The sequence below is a fragment of the Vibrio sp. R10-SG3-ISO3 genome (assembly GCF_059834225.1).
On the sequence record NZ_JCBDHE010000030.1, the window covers coordinates 65,172 to 89,925 of the forward strand.

Annotated in this window: 20 protein-coding genes; 12 read left to right on the forward strand and 8 right to left on the reverse strand. The window is 51.6% G+C overall.

Annotated features, from left to right (window positions below):
* Positions 1–95: 95 nt before the first annotated feature.
* The 6 genes from AC6R1A_RS07220 to AC6R1A_RS07245 all read right to left on the reverse strand — a co-directional run bounded on the left by AC6R1A_RS07220 (position 96) and on the right by AC6R1A_RS07245 (position 6,654).
* Positions 96–887 carry a DUF1338 domain-containing protein gene (locus tag AC6R1A_RS07220; protein ID WP_500633607.1) on the reverse strand — a complete coding sequence of 264 codons (792 nt, stop codon included), beginning with the start codon at positions 885–887 and terminating at the stop codon, positions 96–98.
* A 119-nt stretch (positions 888–1,006) separates the two neighbouring features.
* Positions 1,007–2,464 carry a succinylglutamate-semialdehyde dehydrogenase gene (astD, locus tag AC6R1A_RS07225; protein ID WP_500629852.1) on the reverse strand — a complete coding sequence of 486 codons (1,458 nt, stop codon included), beginning with the start codon at positions 2,462–2,464 and terminating at the stop codon, positions 1,007–1,009.
* Positions 2,465–2,523: 59 nt separating this feature from the next.
* Positions 2,524–3,543, reverse strand: a complete 1,020-nt coding sequence (gene astA, locus AC6R1A_RS07230; RefSeq protein WP_487903350.1) for an arginine N-succinyltransferase — start codon at positions 3,541–3,543, stop codon at positions 2,524–2,526.
* A 111-nt stretch (positions 3,544–3,654) separates the two neighbouring features.
* Positions 3,655–4,866, reverse strand: a complete 1,212-nt coding sequence (locus AC6R1A_RS07235) for an aspartate aminotransferase family protein (RefSeq protein WP_500633608.1) — start codon at positions 4,864–4,866, stop codon at positions 3,655–3,657.
* Between the two features lie 515 nt (positions 4,867–5,381).
* Complete coding sequence (locus AC6R1A_RS07240) at positions 5,382–5,966, reverse strand: aminodeoxychorismate/anthranilate synthase component II (RefSeq protein ID WP_500633624.1); 585 nt, start codon at positions 5,964–5,966, stop codon at positions 5,382–5,384.
* 130 nt (positions 5,967–6,096) lie between these two features.
* The gene (locus AC6R1A_RS07245; RefSeq protein ID WP_500633609.1) at positions 6,097–6,654 is read right to left on the reverse strand and encodes an FxsA family protein; all 558 of its coding nucleotides are present in this window, start codon (positions 6,652–6,654) and stop codon (positions 6,097–6,099) included.
* Between the two features lie 270 nt (positions 6,655–6,924).
* On the opposite strand from AC6R1A_RS07245, the gene aspA reads away from it, so the two are divergent.
* The 8 genes from aspA to AC6R1A_RS07285 all read left to right on the forward strand — a co-directional run bounded on the left by aspA (position 6,925) and on the right by AC6R1A_RS07285 (position 18,630).
* Positions 6,925–8,376, forward strand: coding sequence for an aspartate ammonia-lyase (aspA, locus tag AC6R1A_RS07250; protein ID WP_500629848.1), 1,452 nt, complete (start codon positions 6,925–6,927; stop codon positions 8,374–8,376).
* A 192-nt stretch (positions 8,377–8,568) separates the two neighbouring features.
* Positions 8,569–9,876 (forward strand): anaerobic C4-dicarboxylate transporter, encoded by a 1,308-nt coding sequence (locus AC6R1A_RS07255; protein WP_500629847.1) that lies wholly within the window; start codon positions 8,569–8,571, stop codon positions 9,874–9,876.
* A gap of 445 nt (positions 9,877–10,321) precedes the next feature.
* Positions 10,322–11,785 (forward strand): YfcC family protein, encoded by a 1,464-nt coding sequence (locus AC6R1A_RS07260; protein WP_500633610.1) that lies wholly within the window; start codon positions 10,322–10,324, stop codon positions 11,783–11,785.
* A gap of 718 nt (positions 11,786–12,503) precedes the next feature.
* Entirely contained in the window at positions 12,504–13,724 is a 1,221-nt protein-coding gene (gene arcA, locus AC6R1A_RS07265; RefSeq protein WP_500633611.1) for an arginine deiminase, read from the forward strand.
* A gap of 102 nt (positions 13,725–13,826) precedes the next feature.
* Entirely contained in the window at positions 13,827–14,738 is a 912-nt protein-coding gene (gene arcC, locus AC6R1A_RS07270) for a carbamate kinase (protein ID WP_500633612.1), read from the forward strand.
* A gap of 106 nt (positions 14,739–14,844) precedes the next feature.
* Positions 14,845–15,855 carry an ornithine carbamoyltransferase gene (locus AC6R1A_RS07275; RefSeq protein ID WP_500633613.1) on the forward strand — a complete coding sequence of 337 codons (1,011 nt, stop codon included), beginning with the start codon at positions 14,845–14,847 and terminating at the stop codon, positions 15,853–15,855.
* 248 nt (positions 15,856–16,103) lie between these two features.
* Complete coding sequence (locus AC6R1A_RS07280) at positions 16,104–16,595, forward strand: arginine repressor (RefSeq protein WP_334554683.1); 492 nt, start codon at positions 16,104–16,106, stop codon at positions 16,593–16,595.
* Positions 16,596–16,779: 184 nt separating this feature from the next.
* Positions 16,780–18,630: a protein-disulfide reductase DsbD gene (locus AC6R1A_RS07285; RefSeq protein WP_500633614.1), complete on the forward strand. Its 1,851-nt coding sequence runs from the start codon at positions 16,780–16,782 to the stop codon at positions 18,628–18,630.
* 55 nt (positions 18,631–18,685) lie between these two features.
* Here the strand turns inward: AC6R1A_RS07285 and AC6R1A_RS07290 are convergent, their stop codons facing one another.
* A complete protein-coding gene (locus AC6R1A_RS07290) occupies positions 18,686–18,994 on the reverse strand; it encodes a hypothetical protein (protein WP_500627487.1) in 309 nt (102 codons plus the stop codon).
* Between the two features lie 319 nt (positions 18,995–19,313).
* Between AC6R1A_RS07290 and AC6R1A_RS07295 the strand changes: the two genes are divergently transcribed.
* Entirely contained in the window at positions 19,314–19,943 is a 630-nt protein-coding gene (locus tag AC6R1A_RS07295) for a response regulator transcription factor (protein WP_334554691.1), read from the forward strand.
* A 23-nt stretch (positions 19,944–19,966) separates the two neighbouring features.
* Here AC6R1A_RS07295 and AC6R1A_RS07300 read toward each other — a convergent pair whose 3' ends face one another.
* Positions 19,967–21,688: a potassium/proton antiporter gene (locus AC6R1A_RS07300; RefSeq protein WP_500630368.1), complete on the reverse strand. Its 1,722-nt coding sequence runs from the start codon at positions 21,686–21,688 to the stop codon at positions 19,967–19,969.
* A gap of 384 nt (positions 21,689–22,072) precedes the next feature.
* Here AC6R1A_RS07300 and AC6R1A_RS07305 point away from each other — a divergent pair, with 384 nt between their 5' ends.
* The 3 genes from AC6R1A_RS07305 (at position 22,073) to AC6R1A_RS07315 (ending at position 24,671) form a co-directional block, all read left to right on the forward strand.
* Complete coding sequence (locus tag AC6R1A_RS07305) at positions 22,073–22,336, forward strand: DUF4212 domain-containing protein (RefSeq protein WP_500627486.1); 264 nt, start codon at positions 22,073–22,075, stop codon at positions 22,334–22,336.
* A 12-nt stretch (positions 22,337–22,348) separates the two neighbouring features.
* The gene (locus tag AC6R1A_RS07310) at positions 22,349–24,076 is read left to right on the forward strand and encodes a sodium:solute symporter family protein (protein WP_487902777.1); all 1,728 of its coding nucleotides are present in this window, start codon (positions 22,349–22,351) and stop codon (positions 24,074–24,076) included.
* Between the two features lie 106 nt (positions 24,077–24,182).
* Entirely contained in the window at positions 24,183–24,671 is a 489-nt protein-coding gene (locus AC6R1A_RS07315; RefSeq protein ID WP_500629840.1) for a hypothetical protein, read from the forward strand.
* Positions 24,672–24,754 lie beyond the last annotated feature (83 nt).

Consider the following 24,754-nt stretch of genomic DNA (forward strand, 5'->3'; position numbering starts at 1 on the left):
CACCCTGTCTACCAGCGGTGGCTTTTTATTTACCAGTACCCAGTTCCCATCACCCATTTCACCAGCCCCTCTAGCAACTAGGAACTAGGCACTCCCTACCCATTCGTACTCTCAAATATCTTATCCGCTGACGCCGCGACAAACCCTGGGTAGAGCTCACCATTACTCATCGGATAGCGTTTGGCGAATTCGTAGAAGCCGCCTGGGATCACTTGCGTACCGTCACTAAAGCTCACCTCGACTTTGTCTGCCATGGTGGACGATTGCTCAAGCAATACCTCTGGTGAGCCTTTCACTTCGCCACCCGACTCATTGATGACAAAGCCCGCTTGGCGCAGGTGCTCATTCACCGCCGCGACCTCGTCAAATGCCTTGAGCTGATTAACGCTTACGGTGAAATGGTTGGCCCCATAGCCGTGCGCCGCAAGCCATGCTGCGTACTCACTCTCTTGGGCGAGGGTTTGAAAATCTTCATAGCTGAGATCCCACAAACGGCCCGCATACAAAAACTCATGGCTTTGCAGTGCGGATGCCTCCACTTGTGCCACCAGCTTGCTGACAATGCGTTGCAGCGGCGCTGAGCACTCTTCGACTTTCAGCTCACTGATGAACACTTTTGGCAACGTCGGATCGGCGTGCTCGTAGTGCTTGGCGACCAAGTGTTTGCTCTCAAACAGGTAGTCACCGCACGCTTGGTAACCTAGCGCAATAAATGGCGCAGCCAATGTCTCGATACCGAGCGGCGCAATGTTAAAGGTGCGCAGCGCAATATGGTCATTGATCAGCGGCTCATCTTCTTCTAAAAGCTGATGAACCTTGGCCGCTTGAGGACATAGACGGGAAATATAGTCTTGCCACAGTAAATCGAACAGTTGAGCAGGCGTCATAACGTCTCCATGTTAATCGTGAAGCTGAATCGTAAAGCTGGTTCTTTAAAAGAATGGCTTAATCACAAACCTAGCAATGAATCGAACACCTTGGGCTCCAAGCGAGCCCAAGGTGCGTCTTACAGTTCTACACCCGGGCTTAACGTCTCAGGCAGCAAGGTGTGCTCGCCTTCCATCGACGCCATAGGGTAAGCGCAATAATCCGCAGCGTAGTAAGCACTTGGGCGAAGGTTGCCCGAGGCGCCCGGTCCGCCAAACGGCGCATCGCCACTTGCCCCAGTTAATTGGCGGTTGCGATTGACGATCCCTGCACGAATGTGGTCAACAAAGTAGGCCCACTCATCATCATCGGTGGACACCAGCCCAGCAGAGAGACCAAAGCGGGTGTCATTGGCCAGCTCAACGGCGCGCTCAAGACCTTGATAACGCACCACTTGCAGCAGCGGGCCAAAATACTCTTCATCTGGCAGCGCTTCGATGGCCGTGACATCAATAATCCCCGGAGTGACAAACGCCGCCTCGCCCGCTTTCGCTTCCACCAAGCTCACACCACCAAGGCTCTGCAAGTTCGCCTGTGCGTTGAGGATAAAGTGTGCCGCAGCTTTCGAAATTTGTGGGCCCATAAAAGGCGCTGGCTCTGCAAACGGCTGATCGACGCGCAGCTTGCGTGTGGCCTCAACCAAGCGATTGACCAAGGCATCGCCTTTGTCGCCCACAGGCACATAGAGACGTCGCGCACAGGTGCAACGCTGCCCGGCACTGATAAAGGCCGATTGCAAAATGGTGTAGACCGTCGCGTCCAGCTCACCATAGTGCTCACTGATGACCATAGGGTTGTTGCCGCCCATCTCCAGTGCCAGCATCTTGTCTGGCTGACCGGCAAATTGGCGATGCAGCAGGTGACCTGTATTGGCGCTACCAGTAAACAGCAGGCCATCAATGCCTTTCGACTCTGCTAGCGCAATGCCCGTCTCTTTGCCCCCTTGGACTAAGTTGATCACGCCCGCAGGCAATCCCGCTTGTTGCCACAGCTTCATCGCTAGCTCACCGGTCAGCGGCGTTTGCTCTGACGGCTTGAACACCACGGTGTTGCCCGCCAGCAGCGCTGGGACAATGTGACCATTGGGCAAATGACACGGGAAGTTATACGGGCCAAACACCGCCATCACACCCAACGGGCGATGGCGCAGTACAATTTGGTTACCCGCCGCTTCACGGGTACTTTCGCCTGTGCGATCATGATAAGCGCGAATAGAGATGGCAATCTTGCCCGCCATGGCCGCGGCTTCTGTGCGCGTTTCCCACAACGGCTTGCCGGTCTCTTTAGCAATCACTTCGGCTATCTGCTCGCTGCTCTCTTTCACTTTTTCAGCAAACGCCAGCACGATGGCTTCGCGCTGCGCAAAGCTGAGTTTTTTCCATGTCTGAAAGGCGTTTCTCGCCGCGCTGACCGCCGCTTCGACTTGCGCGCTAGACGCGCTGTCACCCTGCCAAATGACCTCGTCATTGTACGGGCTGGTTGAATTCATCGGCTCGCCTTGTCCGGCCAGCCACTCTCCTGCAATCCAATGAGTCATGTTGTTTTCCTTGTCCAATTCTACTGCCAGTACTGGGCTGACTATCGCTGGGCTGACTATTACTGAGCCAGCATGCGCACGTAGTCACCATCGCCGACTTGCAGCGCGTTCGCCACCTCTGGCGCTAGGATGACCGAACCCGACTCTTTGTCGTACGCCGCTTTGGCGGCGGTGGCTCTGAAGTTCTCAAATGAGGTGTTAGCAATCAGGTAATCCTGAGAACTGGCGTGTTCAGAGATGCTCACTTTGGCTCGAAACGATTCTCGCACCGACTCAATATTGCGCACCTCACACTCAACCGTTGGGCCGCCGTCAAAAATGTCGACGTAGTTACGACAGGTGAAACCCTCTTTCTCTAGAAGGCGCAGCGCCGGCTTGGTGTTCTCGTGCACTTGGCCGATCACCGCTTGTGCCTCTTTACTGAGCAAGTTGATGTAAATCGGCAGCTTAGGCATCAAATCGGCAATGAAACCTTTTTTACCGATCCCGGTAAGATAATCCGCCATAGTGAAATCAATCGAGAAGAAGTGCTCTTGTAGCCATTGCCAAAATGGCGAGTTGCCGTTCTCATCAGAGACACCGCGCATCTCGGCAAACACCGTTGTCGAGAAGCGATGCGGATGCTCGGCCATCATCAAAAAACGACACTTCGACATCAAACGACCATTGAGCCCGCCACGGAAACTGGGTCTGAGGAATAGCGTACAAATCTCACTGCATCCGGTGTAGTTGTTGCCAAACGTGAGCAGTTTCACCACGTTATTCACGCCCAGTTTGGGGGATGAGTGAACAATGGTGCTAATGTGGTACGAGTAAAACGGGACATCCCAGCCAATCGAGGCTTCGATTCCGGTACACCCGGCCACTTCCCCCGTCTCGCTGTCAAACCCAACCATCAAATAGCCTTCGTCACCGGGCTCGGTCACATTGGCTTTGCCGAAGCTGTATTCGGAATGGGTAATGCGGTTCGTCAACAGCTCTTCGTTGACGGGTAGAGAAGTAAATCCGTGACCAGACTCCACCGCACATGTGTGCAACGCGTCATAGTCCGAAATAGAAATAGGGCGAACAACCAGCATCGATACTCCCTCCTGATGCTATTTAAGTGCCTAGTTCCTAGAGGCGAGTTCCTAGAGAAAGGAAATCCTCACTCTAGGCACTAGGAACTAGAAACTAGGCACTCACAAAACCTAAACCAAACTTGCGATGGCTTTATCTAAACGAGCGAGACCTTGTTCGATCTCTTCTTTGCTGATCACCAGTGATGGCGTGAAGCGCACGACATTGGCGCCGGCAACCAGTACCATCAGGCCTTCTTTACCTGCGGCGACCAGAACATCACGAGCGCGGCCTTGCCACTGCTCATTCAGTGCAGCGCCAAGCAGTAGGCCTTTACCGCGAATTTCGTCGAACAGGTGGTACTTGGCATTGATTTTGTTCAGACCATCACGGAACAGGGCTTCACGCTCAGCAACGCCCGCCAATGTGTCTGGTTGGCTAACGATATCAACCACGGCCTCAGCAACCGCACACGCTAGCGGGTTACCGCCGTAAGTCGAACCGTGCGTGCCCACTTTCATGTGCTCCGCGAGCGCATTGGTGGTCAGCATTGCCCCAATCGGGAAACCGCCACCGAGTGATTTCGCTGTGCTCAAAATATCAGGCGTCACACCCAAACCTTGGTAGGCGTAAAAGTTGCCAGTACGGCCGTTGCCGGTTTGCACTTCATCGAAGATCAGCAGCGCATTGTGCTTGTCACACAGCTCGCGCACAGTCGCAACAAACTCGTCCGTTGGTGAGATAATCCCGCCTTCGCCTTGCAGCGGCTCCATCATGATGGCGCAGGTGCGATCTGAGATGTGCGCTTTCAGTGCTTCGACATCGTTGTAAGGCAAGTGCGTGACATCGCCCGGTTTCGGGCCAAAGCCATCAGAGTAAGCTGCTTGACCGCCGACCGTTACCGTAAAGAAGGTTCGGCCGTGGAAGCCTTGTTTAAAAGCAATGATTTCCGACTTTTCAGGGCCAAACTTGTCGGCTGCCACGCGGCGCGCCAGTTTGAGCGCCGCTTCATTGGCTTCTGCGCCTGAGTTAGCAAAGAAGACTTTCTCGGCAAAGCTCACTTGGGTCAGCTTTTTCGCCAAACGCAACGCCGGCTCATTGGTCATCACGTTGCTCAGGTGCCACAATTTTTGACCTTGCTCGGTCAGCGCCTTCACCATCGCAGGGTGACAATGCCCCAAGCAGCTCACGGCAATCCCCCCTGCAAAGTCGATATACTCATTACCTTGCTGATCCCATACGCGAGCACCCTCGCCTTTCACTGGGATCATCTCCATTGGGTTGTAACAAGGCACCATCACCTCATCAAACAGGCCGCGTTCTACGTTCATTTCAGTTGTCATCGTCTTTCCCTCTCGATACTGCTCACTGGATCGCTGTTGCTCGATATCTCTTCATTAAACGTCTCTTCGTTCATTGGTGTCGTTCACGACGTTCGCTTATCACGTTACCAACAGAGACAGAAAACAGAATGTTTTGCATATCAGCCATCACAGCATTGTATTTACAATTAATTAACCATTTCAATAGTGATTTATTCTTTTTAGAGGCACCATAGGAGGCAAAACCCTATTGAGCTTGAGTATTTATGCACGATGCCACCCCTTTTATGAAGCAATTTATTCTTATAACAAAGATAAGCAGGGGTTTAACCCAGACGCAACAAGGCGTGAGCCCAGAGCGCCACTTGGCTAGCGAATAGTTTTTCACTCGCTATGCAAACGGCAAGTTATGAAAGAAATGTTAAGAAAAGTGATCTGAGTGCGGTTTTCAGCACAGGGGAAAGAGACAAACGTTGCACGCGGCTTGCTGACCGATTTGAAGACGGTTTTAAACTATGCGCATTCAATCATGCGCGTTAAACCATGCGCGTCAGGAAATTCGCCAGCAATTGATGTCCTTGCTCGGTTTTGATCGATTCCGGGTGAAACTGCACCGCGTCAATCGGTAGAGTGCGGTGTTGATAGCCCATGATCTCATCCATGCTGCCATCGGCGAGTGTCGTCCAAGCCGTGAGCTCAAACTCACTCGGCAGGCTGTTTGCCTCGACCACCAGCGAATGGTAACGCGTCACCGTTAGGGGGTTATTGAGCCCTTTAAAGACGCTCTTACCCGTATGGATAATGGGGGAGGTTTTACCGTGCATCACTTGACGCGCCCGTACGACGTTGGCGCCAAAGGCTTGGGCAATCGCTTGATGCCCCAAACAGACACCGAGAATCGGCAGCTTACCGGCAAAGTGGCGAATGGCCGCTAGGGAAATCCCCGCTTCATTGGGCGTACATGGCCCAGGCGAAATCACCAAATGGCTTGGCGACAGCGCCTCAATCTCCTCAAGCGTGATCTCATCATTACGGCGCACCAACACCTCGCAGCCCAACTCACAAAAGTATTGGTAGAGGTTGTAGGTAAACGAGTCGTAATTGTCGATGATCAGTAGCATGAGTGACGATGACACACAGGTTGGTTTTCACTGGGGCGGTATTGTGCAACACCATGCCAGAAAGGCAAGGGAAAAGCGCAAAATTAAGGCCAGCAAACGCTGGCCAGAGGTTCAACTCGTCTATGCGGAGTTACTTTAATTTCGGCTTGTCATTCTCATCGTCTTTGCGTTCGTATTCGCCTTCAAACGTCTTCCCCTGCGTCGAGTCAGACTCAAACGGCGAGGCGCCGTCACGATGGAAAGGGTCTTGATGAGAAGGATCTTGATGAGAGTGAGAAAAGGGATCATGAGAGAATGGATCATGACCAAAGCCACTCTGCCCACCCACTGATCGAATCACCATTTTGCTCATCAGCGTTTTGGCGATCATGGCACGGGGCGCTGGCAGTAACACCAACATGCCTAACGCGTCGGTTAAAAAACCGGGAGTGAGCAGTAAGACACCCGCCACCGCCAGCATCACGCCTTCCATGATCTGCTGCGCGGGGAGCTCGCCTTGTGCCAGGCGTTGCTGCACCGACAGTAACGTCGCAACGCCTTGGCTACGCACTAAAGAAGCGCCGACAAACGCGGTGACCAGCACCAGACCGATGGTCGGCCATAAACCAAGAAACCCACCCACTTGGATAAACAGGCCGATTTCAATAATAGGTACGATGATAAATAGTAAGAGTAAGATAGGAAACACACGCCCTCCTTTGTTGCCCTCAGTGTACGCGCAAAGCCTGCACAGGCACAAATTTAAGCGGTAAAAAAGTGTTTACCTCTCACGATGAAACTTTCAGTAAATAAATACAAAAAAGGTGATCAAGTTACTATTTTTATGCGCTAGGTGCAGTATGATGTGCCACATAAGTCAGGACGGATTTATAGCCCAAAATTCTGATGAATGGATTCTTAGACTACAGAATGGCTAGCATTTAACTTTATTATCAGAATAATACTCTAAGGATCCTGTATGGCTACCCTAACCGATGCCACTAAGGCACTTTCCCCTGCAACACGTCTTGAAGAAGATTTATTGGGTGAGCGTCACGTCCCTGCCGACGCTTACTACGGCATCCACACCCTACGTGCGATTGAAAACTTCAACATCTCCAACATGACCATCTCCGACGTGCCGGATTTTGTCCGCGGTATGGTGATGACCAAAAAAGCCGCGGCGCTGGCCAATAAAGAGCTGGGTGTAATTCCAAAGGATGTGGCGAATTATATTATCCAAGCGTGTGATTTGATTCTAGAAACCGGCAAGTGCATGGACCAATTCCCATCAGACGTCTACCAAGGTGGCGCGGGCACGTCGGTCAACATGAACACCAACGAAGTGATCGCCAATATCGCCCTCGAATTAATGGGCAAGGAAAAAGGCGAGTATGACTTCATCAACCCAAATGACCACGTCAACAAGAGCCAGTCGACCAACTGTGCCTACCCAACCGGTTTTCGCATTGCGGTGTACAACAGCGTGCACAAACTGATTGAATCGATTGAATACCTCAAAGGTGCGTTCGAGCTTAAGAGCCAAGAGTTCAAAGATATCCTCAAGATGGGCCGCACTCAGCTGCAAGACGCGGTGCCAATGACGGTCGGTCAAGAGTTCCACGCTTGGGCGGTGACACTCAACGAAGAGATCCGCGCGCTTGAGTACACCTCAAAGCTTCTGCTCGAAGTGAACCTAGGCGCAACGGCCATCGGTACTGGTCTCAACGCGGCGCCGGGCTATCAAGCAGCGGCAGTCAAACACTTAGCACAAGTGACTGGTCTTGATGTGGTCCCTGCGGAAGATTTGATTGAAGCCACCTCAGACTGCGGCGCCTACGTGATGACGCACGGCGCGCTCAAACGCCTAGCGGTGAAGCTATCTAAAATCTGTAACGACTTGCGCTTGCTCTCTTCTGGTCCTCGCGCGGGTTTGAACGAGTTAAACCTGCCACAGCTGCAAGCGGGCTCTTCCATCATGCCTGCTAAGGTCAACCCTGTGGTGCCTGAAGTGGTTAACCAAGTCTGCTTCAAAGTATTGGGTAACGACAACACCATCTCTTTCGCGGCAGAAGGCGGTCAATTGCAGCTTAACGTGATGGAGCCAGTGATTGCCCAAAGCATGTTTGAGTCGATTTCGATTCTGTCTAACGCGTGCGTGAACTTGCGCGACAAATGCATCGACGGCATTACCGTCAATAAAGAAGTGTGCGAAAACTACGTCTACAACTCGATTGGTATCGTCACTTACCTCAACCCATACATCGGACACCACGAAGGCGACATCGTCGGTAAGATTTGTGCTGAAACCGGTAAGAGCGTACGTGAGGTGGTGCTAGAGCGTGGATTGCTGACGCCAGAAGAGCTCGATGACATTCTTTCGGTTGAAAACTTCATGCGTCCAACGTATAAAGCCAAGCGCTACGAGTAAGCGCAAAAATAGGGCCTGCGGGCCCTTTTTTAGGCACGCATCCGGTAACCACACTTTTCCTATGGATTACTCTCACACAAGGTAAACAACACGCAGTGATTATCTAAACCTTCATGCCGCTGGCCGACTCTCAGCAGCGCGAAGCATTAGATAATCAAAATCAAACGTTAAACATTATACGAGGATATAGCTATGGTCGCAGTGGAGCTCATTGTTGTTCTGCTCTTCATTTACTTGGGAGCAAGAATCGGCGGGATTGGCATCGGCCTTGCCGGTGGTGCGGGTGTGATTGCCCTGTCTTTGGTGTTGGGCGTGCCCACCAGTCAGGCGTTCATTCCTGTTGACGTTATCTTAATCATTATGTCAGTGATTACCGCGATTGCCGCCATGCAAGTGGCCGGTGGTATGGACTGGCTGGTTCAAGTAGCGGAAAACTTTTTGCGCAAACACCCTGAACGAATCACTTTTTACGCACCGATCGTCACCTTCTTAATGACCTTGATGGCGGGGACTGGCCATACGGCGTTCTCAACCTTGCCTGTGATTGCTGAAGTGGCAAAAGGCCAAGGCGTGCGTCCTTCTCGTCCGCTGTCGATTGCTGTCGTAGCCTCGCAAATTGCGATTACCGCATCGCCAATCTCAGCGGCGGTCGTGGCGTTTGCGGCGATGTTGGCGCCAATGGGCGTGGACTACCTCACGCTACTGGCGGTCTGCATTCCGACCACCTTTATTGCTTGTATGATTGGTGCGTTTGTCGCCAACTTCATGGGTAAAGAGCTTAAAGACGATCCTATCTACCAAGAGCGTTTGGAAAAAGGGTTGATCAAATTGAGCAGCGACACACAACGCGAGATCCTGCCAACAGCGAAAACCGCGACCTACATTTTCTTGGCGGCGATTGGTTTTGTTGTCTGCTACGCAGCGGCGATTTCAGGATCAGTCGGCCTAATTAAAGACCCTGCGCTTGGCCGTAACGAAGCCATCATGACCGTGATGCTCGCGGCAGCAGCAGCCATTGTGCTGGTGACCAAAATCGATGCAGCGAAAATCCCATCAGCCGCGACCTTCCGCTCAGGTATGACGGCGTGTGTCTGCGTGCTGGGTGTTGCATGGCTTGGTTCAACGTTCGTTAATGCGCACGTGGCAGAAATCAAAGAGCTGGCAGGCGATCTCTTGTCTGATCACCCTTGGATGTTGGCGATGGTGCTGTTTTTTGCCTCTATGCTCCTTTACTCACAAGGCGCGACCACAGTGGCGCTTATGCCTGCCGCGCTAGCGATTGGTGTCGCGCCGCTGACTGCCGTTGCGTCCTTTGCTGCCGTCAGTGCCCTGTTTGTACTACCGACCTACCCAACGCTGTTGGCCGCGGTTGAGATGGACGACACTGGCTCAACGCGCATCGGCCAATACGTGTTTAACCACCCGTTCTTTATTCCTGGTGTGGTGACCATTGCCTCGGCGGTGGCACTTGGCTTTACCTTTGGCGGTCTGCTGATCTAGTCTCAATAAGACGTCATAAAAATAATTCGATACAAAGGGAGCCGAGTGCTCCCTTTTATTTTGCACTGAATAAAAAATCACAGATCACAGACGGTTTTTGATTGACATCAAAATAGCGTTAATTAATAAAACCTTCTCGTTAACCAAATCGATTGAATAAAATTCCCAGCGTTTATTTATGCCGCTATTAAATCCATTCACTCTTTCTAAAAAAAACCAAAAACCAGCATAGAAATCCAACTATTTCACTTGAATACCCTAGCGATTTTTCCATGCAAATTTTGGCAAAGAATATAGGGCAGTAATTTGTGACCCGCTCCAAGGTTAATCTTTGAGACGAAATTTACACTAGTTCTAAATTCGATCATGCCTATCAATATTAACGCTATCTATTGTCACAGATTCACTTGTATTCACCCTTTGCAATACAAGTAAGGAGATCATCATGACCACTCAAACTGTCCCTAGAGAACATAAAAACAGCGAAGAGAAAAAACGCGGCTTTTTTGCCAACTTTAAATTCCCTTCCGCCTACACCATTTTATTTGTCCTAATTGCCCTTGTGGCCATGTTGACATGGATTATCCCCGCTGGCCAATATGACCGCGCCATGAATGAAGACCTTGGCCGTGAAGTGCCCGTGACGGGCACTTATCAGCCTGTGGAAGGCAATCCACAAGGGGTGATTGATGTCTTGCTTGCGCCGATTGATGGCTTTTACGACCACAACAGCTACGAAGCGGCAGCGATTGATGTGTCGCTGTTTATCCTCGTCATCGGCGGTTTCTTGGGCCTAGTGACAAAAACCGGCGCGATTGATGCTGGGATAGAGCGCGTCACTCACCGCCTTGAAGGACGCGAAGAGATGATGATCCCCATCTTGATGGCACTGTTTGCCGCGGGCGGCACTGTGTATGGGATGGCGGAAGAGTCCTTGCCTTTCTATACCTTACTTGTGCCCGTGATGATGGCCGCACGTTTTGACCCTGTGGTCGCCGCCGCGACCGTGTTGCTCGGCGCCGGGATTGGCTGTTTGGGTTCAACCATCAACCCGTTCGCCACTGTGATTGCCGCCAACGCCTCTGGCATTCCGTTCACCGATGGCATCATGCTACGCGCCATCATGTTGGTGATTGGCTGGGCAATCTGTGTCGCCTATGTGATGCGCTATGCACGCATGGTGCGCCAAGACCAATCCAAATCGATTGTGTTTGATAAGTATGAAGAGAACAAAGCGCACTTCTTGGGCAACCAATCCGAGCAAGGCCTTGAGTTCACCACTACACGCAAAGCGATTCTGACCATCTTTGGCCTCTCGTTCGCGGTCATGATTTACGGTGTCTCCATTGCCGGTTGGTGGATGGCGGAAATTTCAGCCATGTTCCTGGCCGCTACCATCATTGTCGGTATCGTGGCACGTATGAGCGAAGAGGAGTTCACCACCAGCTTTATTGATGGCGCCCGCGACCTACTTGGCGTTGCTCTCATCATCGGTATTGCGCGCGGTATTGTGGTCGTGATGGATCGCGGCATGATCACCGATACCATCTTGTACTCAGCGGAGCAGATGGTGACTGGGCTCTCCTCTGTCGTCTTTATTAACGTGATGTTCTTCCTAGAGATTTTGCTCTCGTTCTTGGTGCCGTCCACCTCTGGTCTTGCCGTACTCACCATGCCGATTATGGCGCCATTGGCCGACTTTGCCGGCGTCGGTCGTGATTTGGTTATCACCGCATACCAATCAGCATCAGGGCTGGTGAACCTCATCACGCCAACCTCAGCCGTGGTGATGGGTGGCCTTGCGATCGCCCGCGTGCCTTATGTGCGCTGGGTGAAATGGGTCGCGCCGCTGCTCGCTATCTTGACTCTGTTCTGTGTGTTGGCGTTAAGCCTAGGTGCGCTACTGTAACTGCTCACGCAAAAGCGCCGTTAAGCAGGATAACGAAACGGTTGTCCTGCTCTCTCCCTGCTTGCAAGACTCAATCAAGAAAAGCCACGTGTGTGGCTTTTTCTTTGTCTGCACTTTATTTATCTACTCTTTCTCTATCTGCACTTTCTTTATCTTTACGTTTCAATTTTTATTCCATTTGGATAATCCTGTTTTATAGACTGGGTTACTTTTTCTTATCCAAAAATAAAACCCACACTTTTGTGAATAAACACAAAAACAAGCGTGATCGCCTAGACAAATTAACACATTCGTTTATTAACAAATGCCGTCAAAAGCGAAACAAAGTCACTATATAAATAAAAACAACGCATAAAACCGCACGCTCATTCTATCCATTATAAATATCGACATGAATACAATTCCCTCTCTTTACCATGATTGACTCTTACCGCACTATTTTACTGTCATTCGGTGAATAAAAATCCTTACAGAGCGAAAAACCAACATCATCACAGCTTGGTAACAACTGCATGGATATTGTTAAAACCCTAGATCTAGCAAGGGCTGCAAGAAAAAATGAAGTGTGACTGAGCGCAGAGAATCCTCCTCTCTAGGGCGTAATATGAATATCAGAACAACAAAGTGAATAATTAAATTCACTCTCAAATAATCCCTACACCCTTATTTAATTTGTCACAGATACATTAAATAAAAAAATAAATAGAGAGATACGATTATGAGTAAGTTATACGTAGGTTCTGAAATCGGTCAATTACGTCGCGTGTTGGTTCACCGCCCGCGTCGTGCTCTCACCCACTTAACCCCCTCGAACTGCCACGAGCTACTGTTTGACGACGTGTTAGCGGTCGAACGTGCCGGTGATGAACACGATGTGTTTACCCAGACGCTGCGCGATCAAGGGGTGGAAGTGCTGCTATTGACCGACCTGCTGGCAGAGACGCTGGCAGTACCAGAAGCCAAGGAGTGGCTACTCAATCGTCAGGTATCTGACTACCGCTTAGGCCGAACCTTTGCCAACGACGTGCGCTGCTATCTGGGCGACTTGCCCAATCTTGAATTGGCCAAGATCCTCACCGGTGGCCTCTCCTACGCGGAAATGCCTATGCGCTCTTCCTCGATGATGCAAGCGCTGCATGCACCGACCGATTTTATTATCGAGCCGCTGCCAAATCACCTCTTTACCCGTGATACCTCCTGCTGGGTCTACGGTGGCGTCTCCATCAACCCGATGGCGAAGCCGGCCCGCCAACGTGAAACCAACCACGTGCGCGCCATTTACCGCTGGCACCCAACCTTCGCAGGGCAAGACTTCATCAAATACTTTGGTGATGAAGAGGCGCTGTACGACAACTCAACCATTGAGGGCGGTGACGTATTGGTCATTGGCCGTGGCAGCGTCTTGATTGGTATGTCCGAACGCACCACACCGCAAGGGGTGGAACACCTCGCCGCTGGCCTATTTAAACACGGCCAAGCCAAACAAGTGATTGCGATGGAGCTGCCTAAACATCGTTCTTGCATGCATTTGGACACCGTGATGACCCACATGCGCGAAGACACCTTCTCCGTCTACCCAGAAGTGGTGCGCAAAGACGTCAAATGTTGGAGCTTGACGGGTGACGAGTCTGGCGCGGTGCGTGTCAAAGAGGAAGGTTACTTTGTCTCGGCGATTGAAAGAGCGCTCGGCGTTGGCCAGCTCAACCTCATCACCACGGGCGGCGATAATTTCAACGCTGAGCGTGAGCAGTGGAACGACGCCAACAACGTATTGACCGTCAAACCGGGCGTCGTGATTGGCTATGAGGGCAACACCTACACCAATGAAAAATACGACAAAGCCGGCATCAAGGTACTGCCTATCCCTGGGGATGAATTGGGACGAGGCCGCGGCGGCGCTCGCTGCATGAGCTGCCCGATTGAGCGCGATGGCATCTAAGCCCGCGGTCATCACAGACGCCATCGTTACCAACCCATTCATCCTTATCATCGGATCAACAAGGAGCAAAAGCGGGCGCTTTTGCTCTGTGGAGACAGAGCTATGAACAAACAAACCGTCGTTGTCGCCCTAGGGGGCAATGCGCTACTTCGCCGCGGTGAGCCGCTCGAAGCCGAGGTGCAGCGCCACAACATTGAAATTGCGGTCAACACCATCGCCAAAATCGCCGAGCACTACAACGTGGTGTTGGTGCATGGCAATGGTCCGCAAGTGGGGCTGCTTGCGCTGCAAGGTCTTGAGTACAAAAAAGTCGCGCCCTACCCACTTGATGTGCTGGGCAGTGAAACCCAAGGCATGATCGGCTACATGCTGATGCAAGAGTTTAAAAACCAGATGCCAAGCACCAACATCACCTGCATGTTGACGCAAATGACCGTCGACCCAAATGACCCGGCCTTCGCCAATCCAACCAAACCAATTGGACCGATTTACCAAGAAGCCGAAGCGCGCGAACTGGCCGAGCGTTATCACTGGACCGTCAAACCCGATGGCGCGCATTTTCGCCGCGTCGTACCGAGCCCTAAACCGACAGGCATCATTGAACACGAAGCCATTACCAAGTTGATCGCCGAAGGGCATTTGGTGATCTGTACCGGTGGCGGCGGCATTCCGGTCAAACGGGAAGGCGGCAAATTGATGGGCGTTGAAGCGGTGATCGACAAAGACATGTCCGCCGCCTATCTCGCCAAACAGCTCAACGCCGACGCGCTATTGATTCTGACTGACGCTGACGCCGTCTATCTCGATTGGGGCAAACCCACTCAGCATCCGCTGCGTGCCACCAATCCTAGCGAGCTGGCGCACTATACGTTCGATGAAGGCTCAATGGGCCCCAAAATTGATGCCTCGTGCGAATTCATTCGCCAAGGAGGCAAGGTGGTCGGCATCGGCGCCCTCGAAGATGGCCTAGCGATTTTGCAAGGCACCGCCGGCACAAATATCACCAAAGGCTAACAACATCACCAAAGGCTAACAACAGACAACGAGGCTCGGGCCATCTTCGCGCCGAGCCGAAACAGACATTGCACGTCATCATCTCTTTTTAAGAAGGATATTCACCATGGCTTTCAATTTACGTAACCGCAACTTCCTTAAACTGCTCGACTTTACCCCACGTGAGATTGACCATCTGCTCGCGCTCTCTACTGAACTGAAAAAAGCCAAATACAACGGTTACGAGCAGCCGCGCCTCAAAGGCAAAAACATCGCGCTGATTTTCGAAAAAACCTCAACCCGCACTCGCTGCGCCTTTGAAGTGGCGGCGTTTGACCAAGGCGCGCAAGTCTCCTACTTGGGCCCCTCTGGCTCACAAATCGGTCATAAAGAGTCCATGAAAGACACCGCACGCGTGCTGGGCCGCATGTATGACGGCATCGAATATCGCGGCTTTGGTCAAGAGATCGTCGAAGAGCTCGGCCGATACGCCGGTGTGCCCGTCTGGAATGGTTTGACCGACGAGTTCCACCCCACCCAAATCCTCGCTGACTTCTTAACCATGATGGAACATGGCCGCGGCAAAGCGCTGCGCGACATCTCCTTTGCCTACCTTGGAGACGCACGCAACAACATGGGCAACTCTTTGATGGTGGGCGCAGCGAAAATGGGCATGGACATCCGCCTCGTTGCGCCAAAACAGTTCTGGCCAGAAGAGAGTTTGGTCGCTACCTGCCGCGACATCGCCCAGACCACAGGCGCGAAAATTACGCTCACCGACGATGTGCAAGAGGGCGTGCAAGGCTGTGACTTCCTCTACACTGATGTCTGGGTGTCCATGGGCGAAGCGAAAGAAGCGTGGGCTGAGCGCATCAATTTGATGCTGCCGTATCAAGTCAACATGGCGATGATCAAAGCCACCGGTAACCCGCACGTGAAATTTATGCACTGCTTACCCGCCTTCCACGGCGAAGACACCACGGTCGGCAAACAGCTCGCGAGCGAATATCCCATGCTCAAAGACGGCTGTGAAGTGACGGATGAAGTGGTCGAGTCGGACTACTCGATTGTCTTCGACGAGGCGGAAAACCGCATGCACACCATCAAAGCGGTGATGGTGGCGACGCTCGGCGCGTAACCCTGCTTTGGATGAACTAAGAGACTCGCGGGGCTGACAACAGCCTCGCTTTATTAGAATAAATGACCAGAAAAACACTTTGTCATTAGTTTTTTATTTGGTGACAAGTGTCATATAGCCACACTTTTATTGGTGATAAACTCAGCGTGCGCGACGGCGTTTTTTCATTGAACAACCCACAAGGGTACATAGATGGAGCTGTGTACTCATTCCCATCAGGATGGCGATAATCATAATAAGGGGTCCTTATGAGTGACACTCTTCATCTCGCGGACGACCAATTTGCCGATGACAAAACCCTCACTTCAGCGTGCAAACGGCTACTGCAACAACAAAGCTTTTCCACTCAAAATGAGCTCAGAGAAGCCCTAGTGAACATTGGTTTCGAGGGCATCAGTCAATCGACCGTCTCTCGCTTGCTGTCGCAACTTGGCGTCGTCAAAGTGCAAAATGCCTGCGGCAAAAAAGTCTACTGCATCACGGTCGAAACCGCGCCAGTACGCGTCGAGTCCTCCATCTCTTCGCAAATCGAGTTCATTACCCACAACCAATCCATGGTGGTCGTCAAAACCCACCCCGGCAGCGCCCAACTGGTCGCCCGTCTCGTCGACATCGACCCACACACCGAGATCCTCGGCACCGTCGGCGGTAACGACACCGTGCTCATCATCCCAAAAGATACACAAAAGATTGATGCGTGTGAGCGGATTGTGCGGATGAGGTTAGGAGTGAGTTCATAGGGAATAGGTCCTAGAGGCGAGTGCCTAGTTCCTAGAGGGATGGTGATGGGTGATGGGTGATGGGTGATGGGTGCGATCTTCTAGGCACTAGGAACTAGAAACTAGGCACTATTTGAAACTTATCCATCCGATCTCCTGTCTGATTGAGTTACACTGAATCCATCTTAGTTAACGTGACGGTCTTATGCGCTTCGCTTTCTCGCTTGTTGTACTGGTTCTCTCTCTGTTTTCGAGCTCGGTGTGGGCTCTGTTTGGCAATTCGCAATCTACGTTCAGTCCTGCCAATGAGGACAATCGCTTTGTCACTGTTGATGAGGCGTTTGCCTTCAATGCGGTGCAGCAAGGCGCGCGGGTCTATCTCGATTGGCAAATCAAGCCAGATTACTACCTCTATCAAGATAAGATTGCCATTAGCGGCGAGCACATCACGTTAGGCGACATCACACTGCGTCAAGGTGAGCCCTATCATGATGAGTTTTTCGGTGACGTGAACATCTACACCACGCCGCTGTTTGTCGAGGTGCCTTTGGCCGAGTATCAAGCCGGGGCTCGTTTGATGGTTCAATACCAAGGCTGCGCGAAAGCCGGTTTCTGCTATCCGCCCGAAACTAAGGTCATTGACCTGACCTCGTTTGACTTTCAAGACGCCGATGTCGTCATCGCGCCTACCTCCACCAATTCAGAAAAGACGCCTATTACGACTGACACGGCGACAGACTCATCACGCTCACAACAGGCACAGCTAGCCGATCGCATCAGCGAGAGCGTTTGGACACCGCTGCTGTTTCTTGCACTGGGTATCGGCCTCGCCTTTACCCCATGTGTCTTGCCGATGTACCCGATTTTGACCAGCATTGTGCTCGGCGGCGGTCAGATCAACACGCGCCGCGCATTGGGTCTTTCGTTTGTCTACGTGCAAGGCATGGCATTGACTTACACCCTGCTCGGTTTGGTGGTGGCGCAAGCCGGTTTGCAGTTCCAAGCAACGATGCAACACCCCGCAGTGTTGATAGGACTCAGTATATTATTCGTCGCGCTGGCCTTGTCGATGTTTGGGCTCTACACGCTGCAACTGCCGAGTCGCCTGCAAACTTGGCTCAATCAACTGAGCAGTCAGCAGCAAGGTGGCAACCTGCTCGGTGTGTTTAGCATGGGGGCGATTTCTGGTTTAGTCTGCTCACCCTGCACCACGGCGCCGCTGTCGGGCGCGCTCTTGTATGTGGCGCAAAGCGGCGACTTGTTTACCGGAGGGATCACCCTCTACGCGTTGGCGCTCGGTATGGGCATACCTCTGATTTTGGTCGCGGTCTTTGGCAATCAGCTATTGCCAAAAGCGGGAGAGTGGATGAATCGCGTCAAGACGCTGTTTGGCTTTATCCTCCTCGCGGCGCCGATTTTCTTGCTTGAACGCATCCTGCCCGATCTGTGGAGCAGTGCGCTGTGGTCGGGGCTCGGTATCGCGGCGTTTGGCTGGCTCTATCACAGTAAAAATGCACTGCCTTTTGGTGGCTGGAAGCAAAGTGTGGTGGGCATTGTTGCAGTGCTCGGTTTGTTCGCCAGCGCTCAGCCGCTGCTCAATCTTTGGTTTGATGGTCCAAGCGCCCACTCGCAAGCCGCGCCGAGCATTGAGTTTACCCGTATCAACAACGTCGCCGAGCTCAACTTGGCCCTCAGCCAAGCCCGAGAGCAAGGCAAACCTGTGATGCTCGATTTTTATGCCGACTGGTGCGTCGCGTGTAAGGAATTTGAGAAGTACACCTTCCACCAAGCCGATGTGGAAGCCAAGCTGAGTGAGTTTGTGTTGTTGCAAGCCGACGTCACCCGCAACCAAGTGCAAGACATCGAGCTACTCAAACAACTCGGCGTACTCGGTTTGCCGACCATTGATTTTTGGGATGCCAATGGCCAGCCGATGCCAAATGCTCGCATCACAGGATTTATGCCAGCCGAGACGTTTTTGGCGCATTTGAAGGCTCAGCCCTTTGACCAGTCTTCTAACTTACCATTAGGTGTTCATCGAGACAGGCTAAATTAGAAAGTAAAAAGGCTGACGTGATCGCCAGCCTTTTCAACGTAAATCTGCACTTCAATTATACAGTGAAAGAACACTGCTTAACTTTTAGTACTGGACGAGCCGTTGTCGCTGCTTGCGAGTATGCCTGAGCCATGACCGCTTTTGCTTCACTCGTACCCGAATCAACACCTACTGCTGAAAGCAAGCTTGCACCTGTGTCAACGTTATCCATCTGCTCACGGTACTCTGCAAACATTGCTTGAATATCATCGCAAGACATTGAATTAAAATCAGCATTTGCGATATCTGTATCTGAACCTCCAGTCATTTGACATCCAGACAAACCAACGACGGCCAACACTGCGAATAGACTTAATTTTTTCATTATCAGTTTCCTTTACTGCATCATTATTTGAAGTAGGTCAAAACCTAGAAGCGATTATGCAACAAACAGCTATTCACTTCTTAAATATGAGCAATATTTAAGATCAAATTGATGAATATGTGAACAAGGGCATACTGACAATCTAATTTATTGATATTAATGATATTTAACATCATATGCATCTAGTATAAATACTCAACAATAAGTGTTAAATGAAACAAAACCCGATACACTTCAGACTTTTAGCGGATAAAGATTGTCCACCGCGGCAAAGCTGACAATAATTCTATTAACTACATCATCATAAGTGTGCAACGTCATGGACTCGACCTACACCATCATCATCGCAGACGATCACCCGCTGTTTCGCAACGCGTTGTTCCAATCGGTACATATGGCGGTCAGTGGGGCTAATCTGCTCGAGGCCGACTCTCTCGATGCCTTGATGACGTTACTCGCCAAAGAAGATGAGCCCGACTTGCTGCTGCTCGATCTGAAAATGCCGGGCGCCAATGGCATGTCTGGCTTGATTCAACTGCGCGCCGAATACCCAGAGTTGCCGATTGTGGTGGTCTCAGCCAGTGAAGAGCCTTCGGTGGTCACGCAAGTGAAAAGCCACGGTGCGTTTGGTTTTATCCCTAAATCGAGTGACATGCGCGAGCTAGTGAAAGCCCTCAATCAAGTGTTGGCGGGCGATCCTTACTTCCCTGAAGGTTCGATTGTCGAGAATGCCGCTTGCAATGATCTAGCTGAGAAAATGGCGACCCTCACCCCGCAGCAGTACAAGGTACTGGGCATGCTCTCCGACGGCCTGCTCAACAAGCAGATCGCCTATGAGCTCAACGTCTCAGAAGCGACCATCAAAGCACACATGACCGCCATTTTCCGCAAGCTGGGCGTAAAAAATCGCACCCAAGCGGTGATACTGCTTAGCGAACTCAACGACTAGCACTACGGGTAGATAGGCCACCCCTACTCTGGCTCTTGCGAGTCCGGAAGGCACAGACCCAACTGCGTCACTTCGTAGTTCTCCACTTTGGAGATGACAAACCTCAGCCCCTGCCAATCAAAACTGTCGCCAAGCACCACTTGATGGGGCAGTTGCTCCGCCACCAACTGCTTTAGCGTGAACGTCGCGTACTCAACTGGCACATCAATGCCGTAGTGCTGACACACATCGCTAAGCGAAACCTCGGCGGCAAAAAAGAAGTCACCAAAGAAACGGGTTTGAGTTTCCGCCAAAGGCGCGGTGCTAAACAGTTGACTTAACGGCTCAAGGTTCTCTTCTCGGCCCAGCACGCATAAGGTATCACCCGCTTGCAGCACAGTACTGCCCGATGGGTGGAGCAAGGTTCGCTGACGAAACAGCGCCGCAATCCACGTTCCATCCGGCATCGCCAACTTACTCAATGGCTCACCAATACACCACTTCTCCGCTTCCAAGCGATAGACATAGAGCTCCCAATTGCTGGTTGGGAAAATCTCGATCCCTGCCCGCGCCACCGGCGCGGGCTGAGGTGGCAGTTCGACTTTGGCCAATTTTGCTGCCTTGGTTAAGCTCACGCCTTGCACGATCAGCGAGACCATAACGACGAAAAAGGCGATATTGAAATACATCTGCGCATTGGGCAGCCCTGCCATCAAAGGGAATACCGCCAAAATGATCGGCACAGCGCCACGCAATCCGACCCAACTTAGAAACCACTTCTCTCTGGGGCGAAACTTGCCAAACGGCAGCAAACTGAGCCACACCGCAATAGGACGAGCAAATACAATCATGCCGAACGCGAGCGCCAGTGCCGGCAGTGCGATGTCGAGCAAATCTTTCGGATTGACCAACAGACCAAGCACGACAAACATGATGATCTGGCTAAACCATGTCAGTCCATCCATGACATTCAAAATCGAGTGTTTTGAGCGCGTCGGCAAATTACCCAGCAGCAAACCAAACAGATAAATGGTGAGAATGCCGCTGCCGCCCAAGGTGTTCGACAATGCAAACAGCCCAACGCCAAGCCCTGAGACCAGAATCGGGTACATGCCTTCTGGTAATTGGATGCGATTGATGATTTGCAAAGACAACCAGCCGCCACCAAGCCCAAGGGCGATGCCGATACCAAACTGCATCACAAAACTCAGTGACACGAACCCAACGCTGAGCACCGCGGTTGGATCCGCCAGTACCGCAATCAAAGTAATGGTGAGAAACACCGCCATCGGATCGTTGGTGCCTGATTCAATCTCCAACGTCGCGCCCACCCGTTCATTGATGCTGCGCCCTTTAAGGAGTGAAAAGACCGCCGCGGCATCAGTGGAACCGACTATCGCGCCAAGCAGCAAGCCTTGTAGCAAAGTGAGATTGAAGAGCCAGGTGGCGAGCAAACCGGTGAGAAACGTGGTGCAAAATACGCCAAAGGTGGCCAAAGAAAATGCCGGCCAGAACGCCAAACGAAAGCTGCTGATACGTGTGCGTAGCCCACCATCGAGCAAGATGATCGCCAGCGCTAAGTTACTGACCAGATAGGTCGTGGAGTAGCTATCAAACTTGATGCCTCCCGGGCCGTCTTGCCCGGCCAGCATACCGACGCAGAGAAACAAAACGAGGATAGGTACACCGAGGCGCGAGGAGAGCTGGCTGAATAACACACTGATAACAAGAAGAAGCGTCCCAGTAAGAAACAGTCCATTGATCATATCTACCGTCAAGCTTTACCCCCTTAAATACAGTTGGAGTCAATGAGTTATTCTACCCATAGTTTTCTCTTGGCAGTAGCGGGAAATGGTCAACCTATGCAAATTGTCGGTCAACATATCAACACTAGTTGAGCGGTTCCCTTCTCAAGACATTAGACCTTTGGCTAACTTAACAAGTTATTAACATCACAAATTTATCAGTAAACCTCGCTAAGCGCCCATTTTAGGGCCCTTTTTATCCTTATCGCCCCGACTAAAGTTGAAAGGTTTTTCGCCCATTGCCTTGCTAATGTACATGGTGAAACATTTTTTTAACAAGCACTGACCTCACTAGCAGGTAAACCGAACACCCCATTTAACTAGCGAAATCGTAAGGAGGCGGCAATGGCATTCGAAAGTCAGGAAAGAGCCAAAGCCTACTGGGATAAAAACGTAAAACTGATGATCACCTTAATGGTCATCTGGTTTGTCGTATCTTTTGGCTGCGGCATATTATTTGTCGACGTACTGAATGAAATTCAAATCGGTGGATACAAACTCGGCTTCTGGTTTGCCCAGCAAGGCTCCATCTATACGTTTCTTGGCATTATTTTCTACTACGCGTGGAAGATGCGCCAACTGGACCGTGAATTCGGCGTGGATGAGTAAGGAGTCACTCAGATGGATTTGAAAACAATCACGTACCTTGTTGTGGGTGCCACTTTCATTCTCTATATCGGGATTGCGATTTGGGCACGCGCTGGGTCAACCAAAGAGTTTTATGTCGCAGGCGGCGGGGTTAACCCGATTGCCAATGGTATGGCGACGGCAGCGGACTGGATGTCAGCGGCGTCGTTTATCTCAATGGCGGGTCTGATTGCCTTTATGGGCTACGGCGGCTCCGTCTTCTTAATGGGTTGGACTGGCGGCTACGTGCTTCTCGCGCTGCTGCTCGCCCCTTATCTACGTAAATTCGGTAAGTTCACCGTACCTGAGTTTGTCGGTGAGCGTTTCTACTCCAACACCGCGCGCGTGGTGGCGGTTGTCTGTCTTATCATCGCATCGGTGACCTACGTTATCGGTCAGATGAAAGGCGTGGGCGTGGCGTTTGGTCGCTTCTTGGAAGTGGACTACTCGACTGGCCTGTTGATCGGTATGTGTATCGTGTTTGTCTACGCGGTTATGGGCGGCATGAAAGGCATCACCTACACGCAGATTGCTCAGTATTGCGTCCTCATTCTTGCTTACACTATCCCTGCAATCTTTATCTCTCTGCAACTGACTGGGCACCCTCTGCCACAAATTGGCCTAGGTAGTACCCTCTCCGGTACGGATGTCTATCTGCTCGACCGGCTAGACCAAGTGGTGACCGAACTCGGCTTTACCGAGTACACCACCCAAGTGCGGGGCGATACGCTCAACATGTTCGTCTACACCATGTCACTGATGATTGGTACGGCAGGTCTTCCGCACGTTATCATCCGTTTCTTCACGGTGCCAAAAGTGCGTGATGCGCGTACCTCTGCCGGTTGGGCATTGGTGTTCATCGCGATTCTTTACACCACAGCGCCAGCCGTATCGGCGATGGCTCGCTTGAACCTGATGGACACAGTGAACCCAGCGCCAGGCCAACATCTGGCTTATGATGAGCGTCCTGACTGGTTTAAGAACTGGGAAAAAACCGGCCTACTTGGCTTTGATGACAAAAACAACGACGGTTTGATTCAATACACATCGAGCGCTGCCACTAACGAACTGAAGGTGGACAACGACATCATGGTATTGGCTAACCCTGAGATTGCGAAACTGCCTAACTGGGTGATTGCATTAGTCGCCGCCGGTGGCCTAGCGGCAGCACTGTCGACCGCCGCGGGCTTGCTATTGGCGATCTCCTCCGCCATCTCCCATGACTTGATCAAAGGGGTCATCAACCCGAACATCTCCGAGAAGAAAGAGCTGATGGCGAGCCGGATATCCATGGCCGTCGCCATTGCAGTGGCGGGCTATCTTGGTCTCAATCCTCCCGGCTTTGCCGCAGGTACGGTAGCCTTGGCCTTTGGTCTTGCCGCCTCGTCGATCTTCCCAGCATTGATGATGGGTATCTTCAGCAAAAACATCAACAAAGAGGGCGCGATTGCAGGCATGATCGCCGGTATCACCATCACGCTGTTCTACGTATTCCAGCACAAGGGTATCTTGTTTATCTCTGACTGGACTTACCTAGAGAGCTGGGGCAGCAACTGGTTCCTAGGCATTGAGCCTAACGCCTTTGGTGCCATCGGTGCTGTCGTCAACTTCATCGTCGCGTTCGCGGTATCAAAAGTGACCGCAGAAACGCCACAAGAAGTGAAAGATTTGGTCGAGCACGTGCGTGTTCCAGCCGGTGCTGGCGAAGCGGTTGACCATTAATCCTTAACCTCTACCACAAAAGCCCCGTTTGGGGCTTTTTTATTCTTCAAATTGGGTTAACTTACTGTTGTAAAGAAAAACTTGGAGCTGTTGCAAGGAAGCCAAGATGTTCAAAAATAAACACTTTATCATTGCTCTATTGATTGCCCCGATTCTCTCCATCATCGCCTATTTCGGTACCGATTTGGCCGTGAGTGAAAAGCCACACGCCGCCAAAGAGGGCCAAGCGTATAAGTTGGTCAGCAAATCCAACTGCCGCTATACCAGTGGTCTGTGTGACATGGAAAATGGCGAGTTCAAAATTAAGTTTCGCTCTGAAAAGTTGACCGAAGAGACGTTAGAACTCTCAATGAGTTCGCTGCACCCATTGCAAGGGGTCAAACTCTCGCTAGTGAATGACATCGACACCACCACGACCCCCGTCGACATGCAACGCGCCGACAGTGAGGGCAAACAGTGGTTCATCACCCTACCCAGCCCCGCCTCCCAAGAGAGCTGGCTGCGCGTCGCGGCGCAATCCGATGGCACCCTCTACTACGGTGATACCCAAACGGCGTTTGTGACGTATGAGACCTTGTTTACTGGCAATGAATGATGGGCCGCAAAGGAACCATGAACGAAAAGGGAAAGCGATGTTCGCTTTCCCTTTTCGTGTACACCGATGAATTTTCCGTCAGG

Bases quoted from the DNA above. Each gene is read 5' to 3' on its own strand.
- AC6R1A_RS07295 (WP_334554691.1), top strand. From the start codon at position 19,314: ATGGACTCGACCTACACCATCATCATCGCAGACGATCACCCGCTGTTT.
- aspA (WP_500629848.1), top strand. From the start codon at position 6,925: ATGGCTACCCTAACCGATGCCACTAAGGCACTTTCCCCTGCAACACGT.
- AC6R1A_RS07305 (WP_500627486.1), top strand. From the start codon at position 22,073: ATGGCATTCGAAAGTCAGGAAAGAGCCAAAGCCTACTGGGATAAAAAC.
- AC6R1A_RS07280 (WP_334554683.1), top strand. From the start codon at position 16,104: ATGAGTGACACTCTTCATCTCGCGGACGACCAATTTGCCGATGACAAA.
- AC6R1A_RS07255 (WP_500629847.1), top strand. From the start codon at position 8,569: ATGGTCGCAGTGGAGCTCATTGTTGTTCTGCTCTTCATTTACTTGGGA.
- arcA (WP_500633611.1), top strand. From the start codon at position 12,504: ATGAGTAAGTTATACGTAGGTTCTGAAATCGGTCAATTACGTCGCGTG.
- AC6R1A_RS07275 (WP_500633613.1), top strand. From the start codon at position 14,845: ATGGCTTTCAATTTACGTAACCGCAACTTCCTTAAACTGCTCGACTTT.
- astD (WP_500629852.1), bottom strand. From the start codon at position 2,464: ATGACTCATTGGATTGCAGGAGAGTGGCTGGCCGGACAAGGCGAGCCG.
- astA (WP_487903350.1), bottom strand. From the start codon at position 3,543: ATGCTGGTTGTTCGCCCTATTTCTATTTCGGACTATGACGCGTTGCAC.
- AC6R1A_RS07260 (WP_500633610.1), top strand. From the start codon at position 10,322: ATGACCACTCAAACTGTCCCTAGAGAACATAAAAACAGCGAAGAGAAA.
- AC6R1A_RS07240 (WP_500633624.1), bottom strand. From the start codon at position 5,966: ATGCTACTGATCATCGACAATTACGACTCGTTTACCTACAACCTCTAC.
- AC6R1A_RS07235 (WP_500633608.1), bottom strand. From the start codon at position 4,866: ATGACAACTGAAATGAACGTAGAACGCGGCCTGTTTGATGAGGTGATG.
- arcC (WP_500633612.1), top strand. From the start codon at position 13,827: ATGAACAAACAAACCGTCGTTGTCGCCCTAGGGGGCAATGCGCTACTT.
- AC6R1A_RS07310 (WP_487902777.1), top strand. From the start codon at position 22,349: ATGGATTTGAAAACAATCACGTACCTTGTTGTGGGTGCCACTTTCATT.
- AC6R1A_RS07300 (WP_500630368.1), bottom strand. From the start codon at position 21,688: ATGATCAATGGACTGTTTCTTACTGGGACGCTTCTTCTTGTTATCAGT.
- AC6R1A_RS07220 (WP_500633607.1), bottom strand. From the start codon at position 887: ATGACGCCTGCTCAACTGTTCGATTTACTGTGGCAAGACTATATTTCC.
- AC6R1A_RS07315 (WP_500629840.1), top strand. From the start codon at position 24,183: ATGTTCAAAAATAAACACTTTATCATTGCTCTATTGATTGCCCCGATT.
- AC6R1A_RS07285 (WP_500633614.1), top strand. From the start codon at position 16,780: ATGCGCTTCGCTTTCTCGCTTGTTGTACTGGTTCTCTCTCTGTTTTCG.
- AC6R1A_RS07290 (WP_500627487.1), bottom strand. From the start codon at position 18,994: ATGAAAAAATTAAGTCTATTCGCAGTGTTGGCCGTCGTTGGTTTGTCT.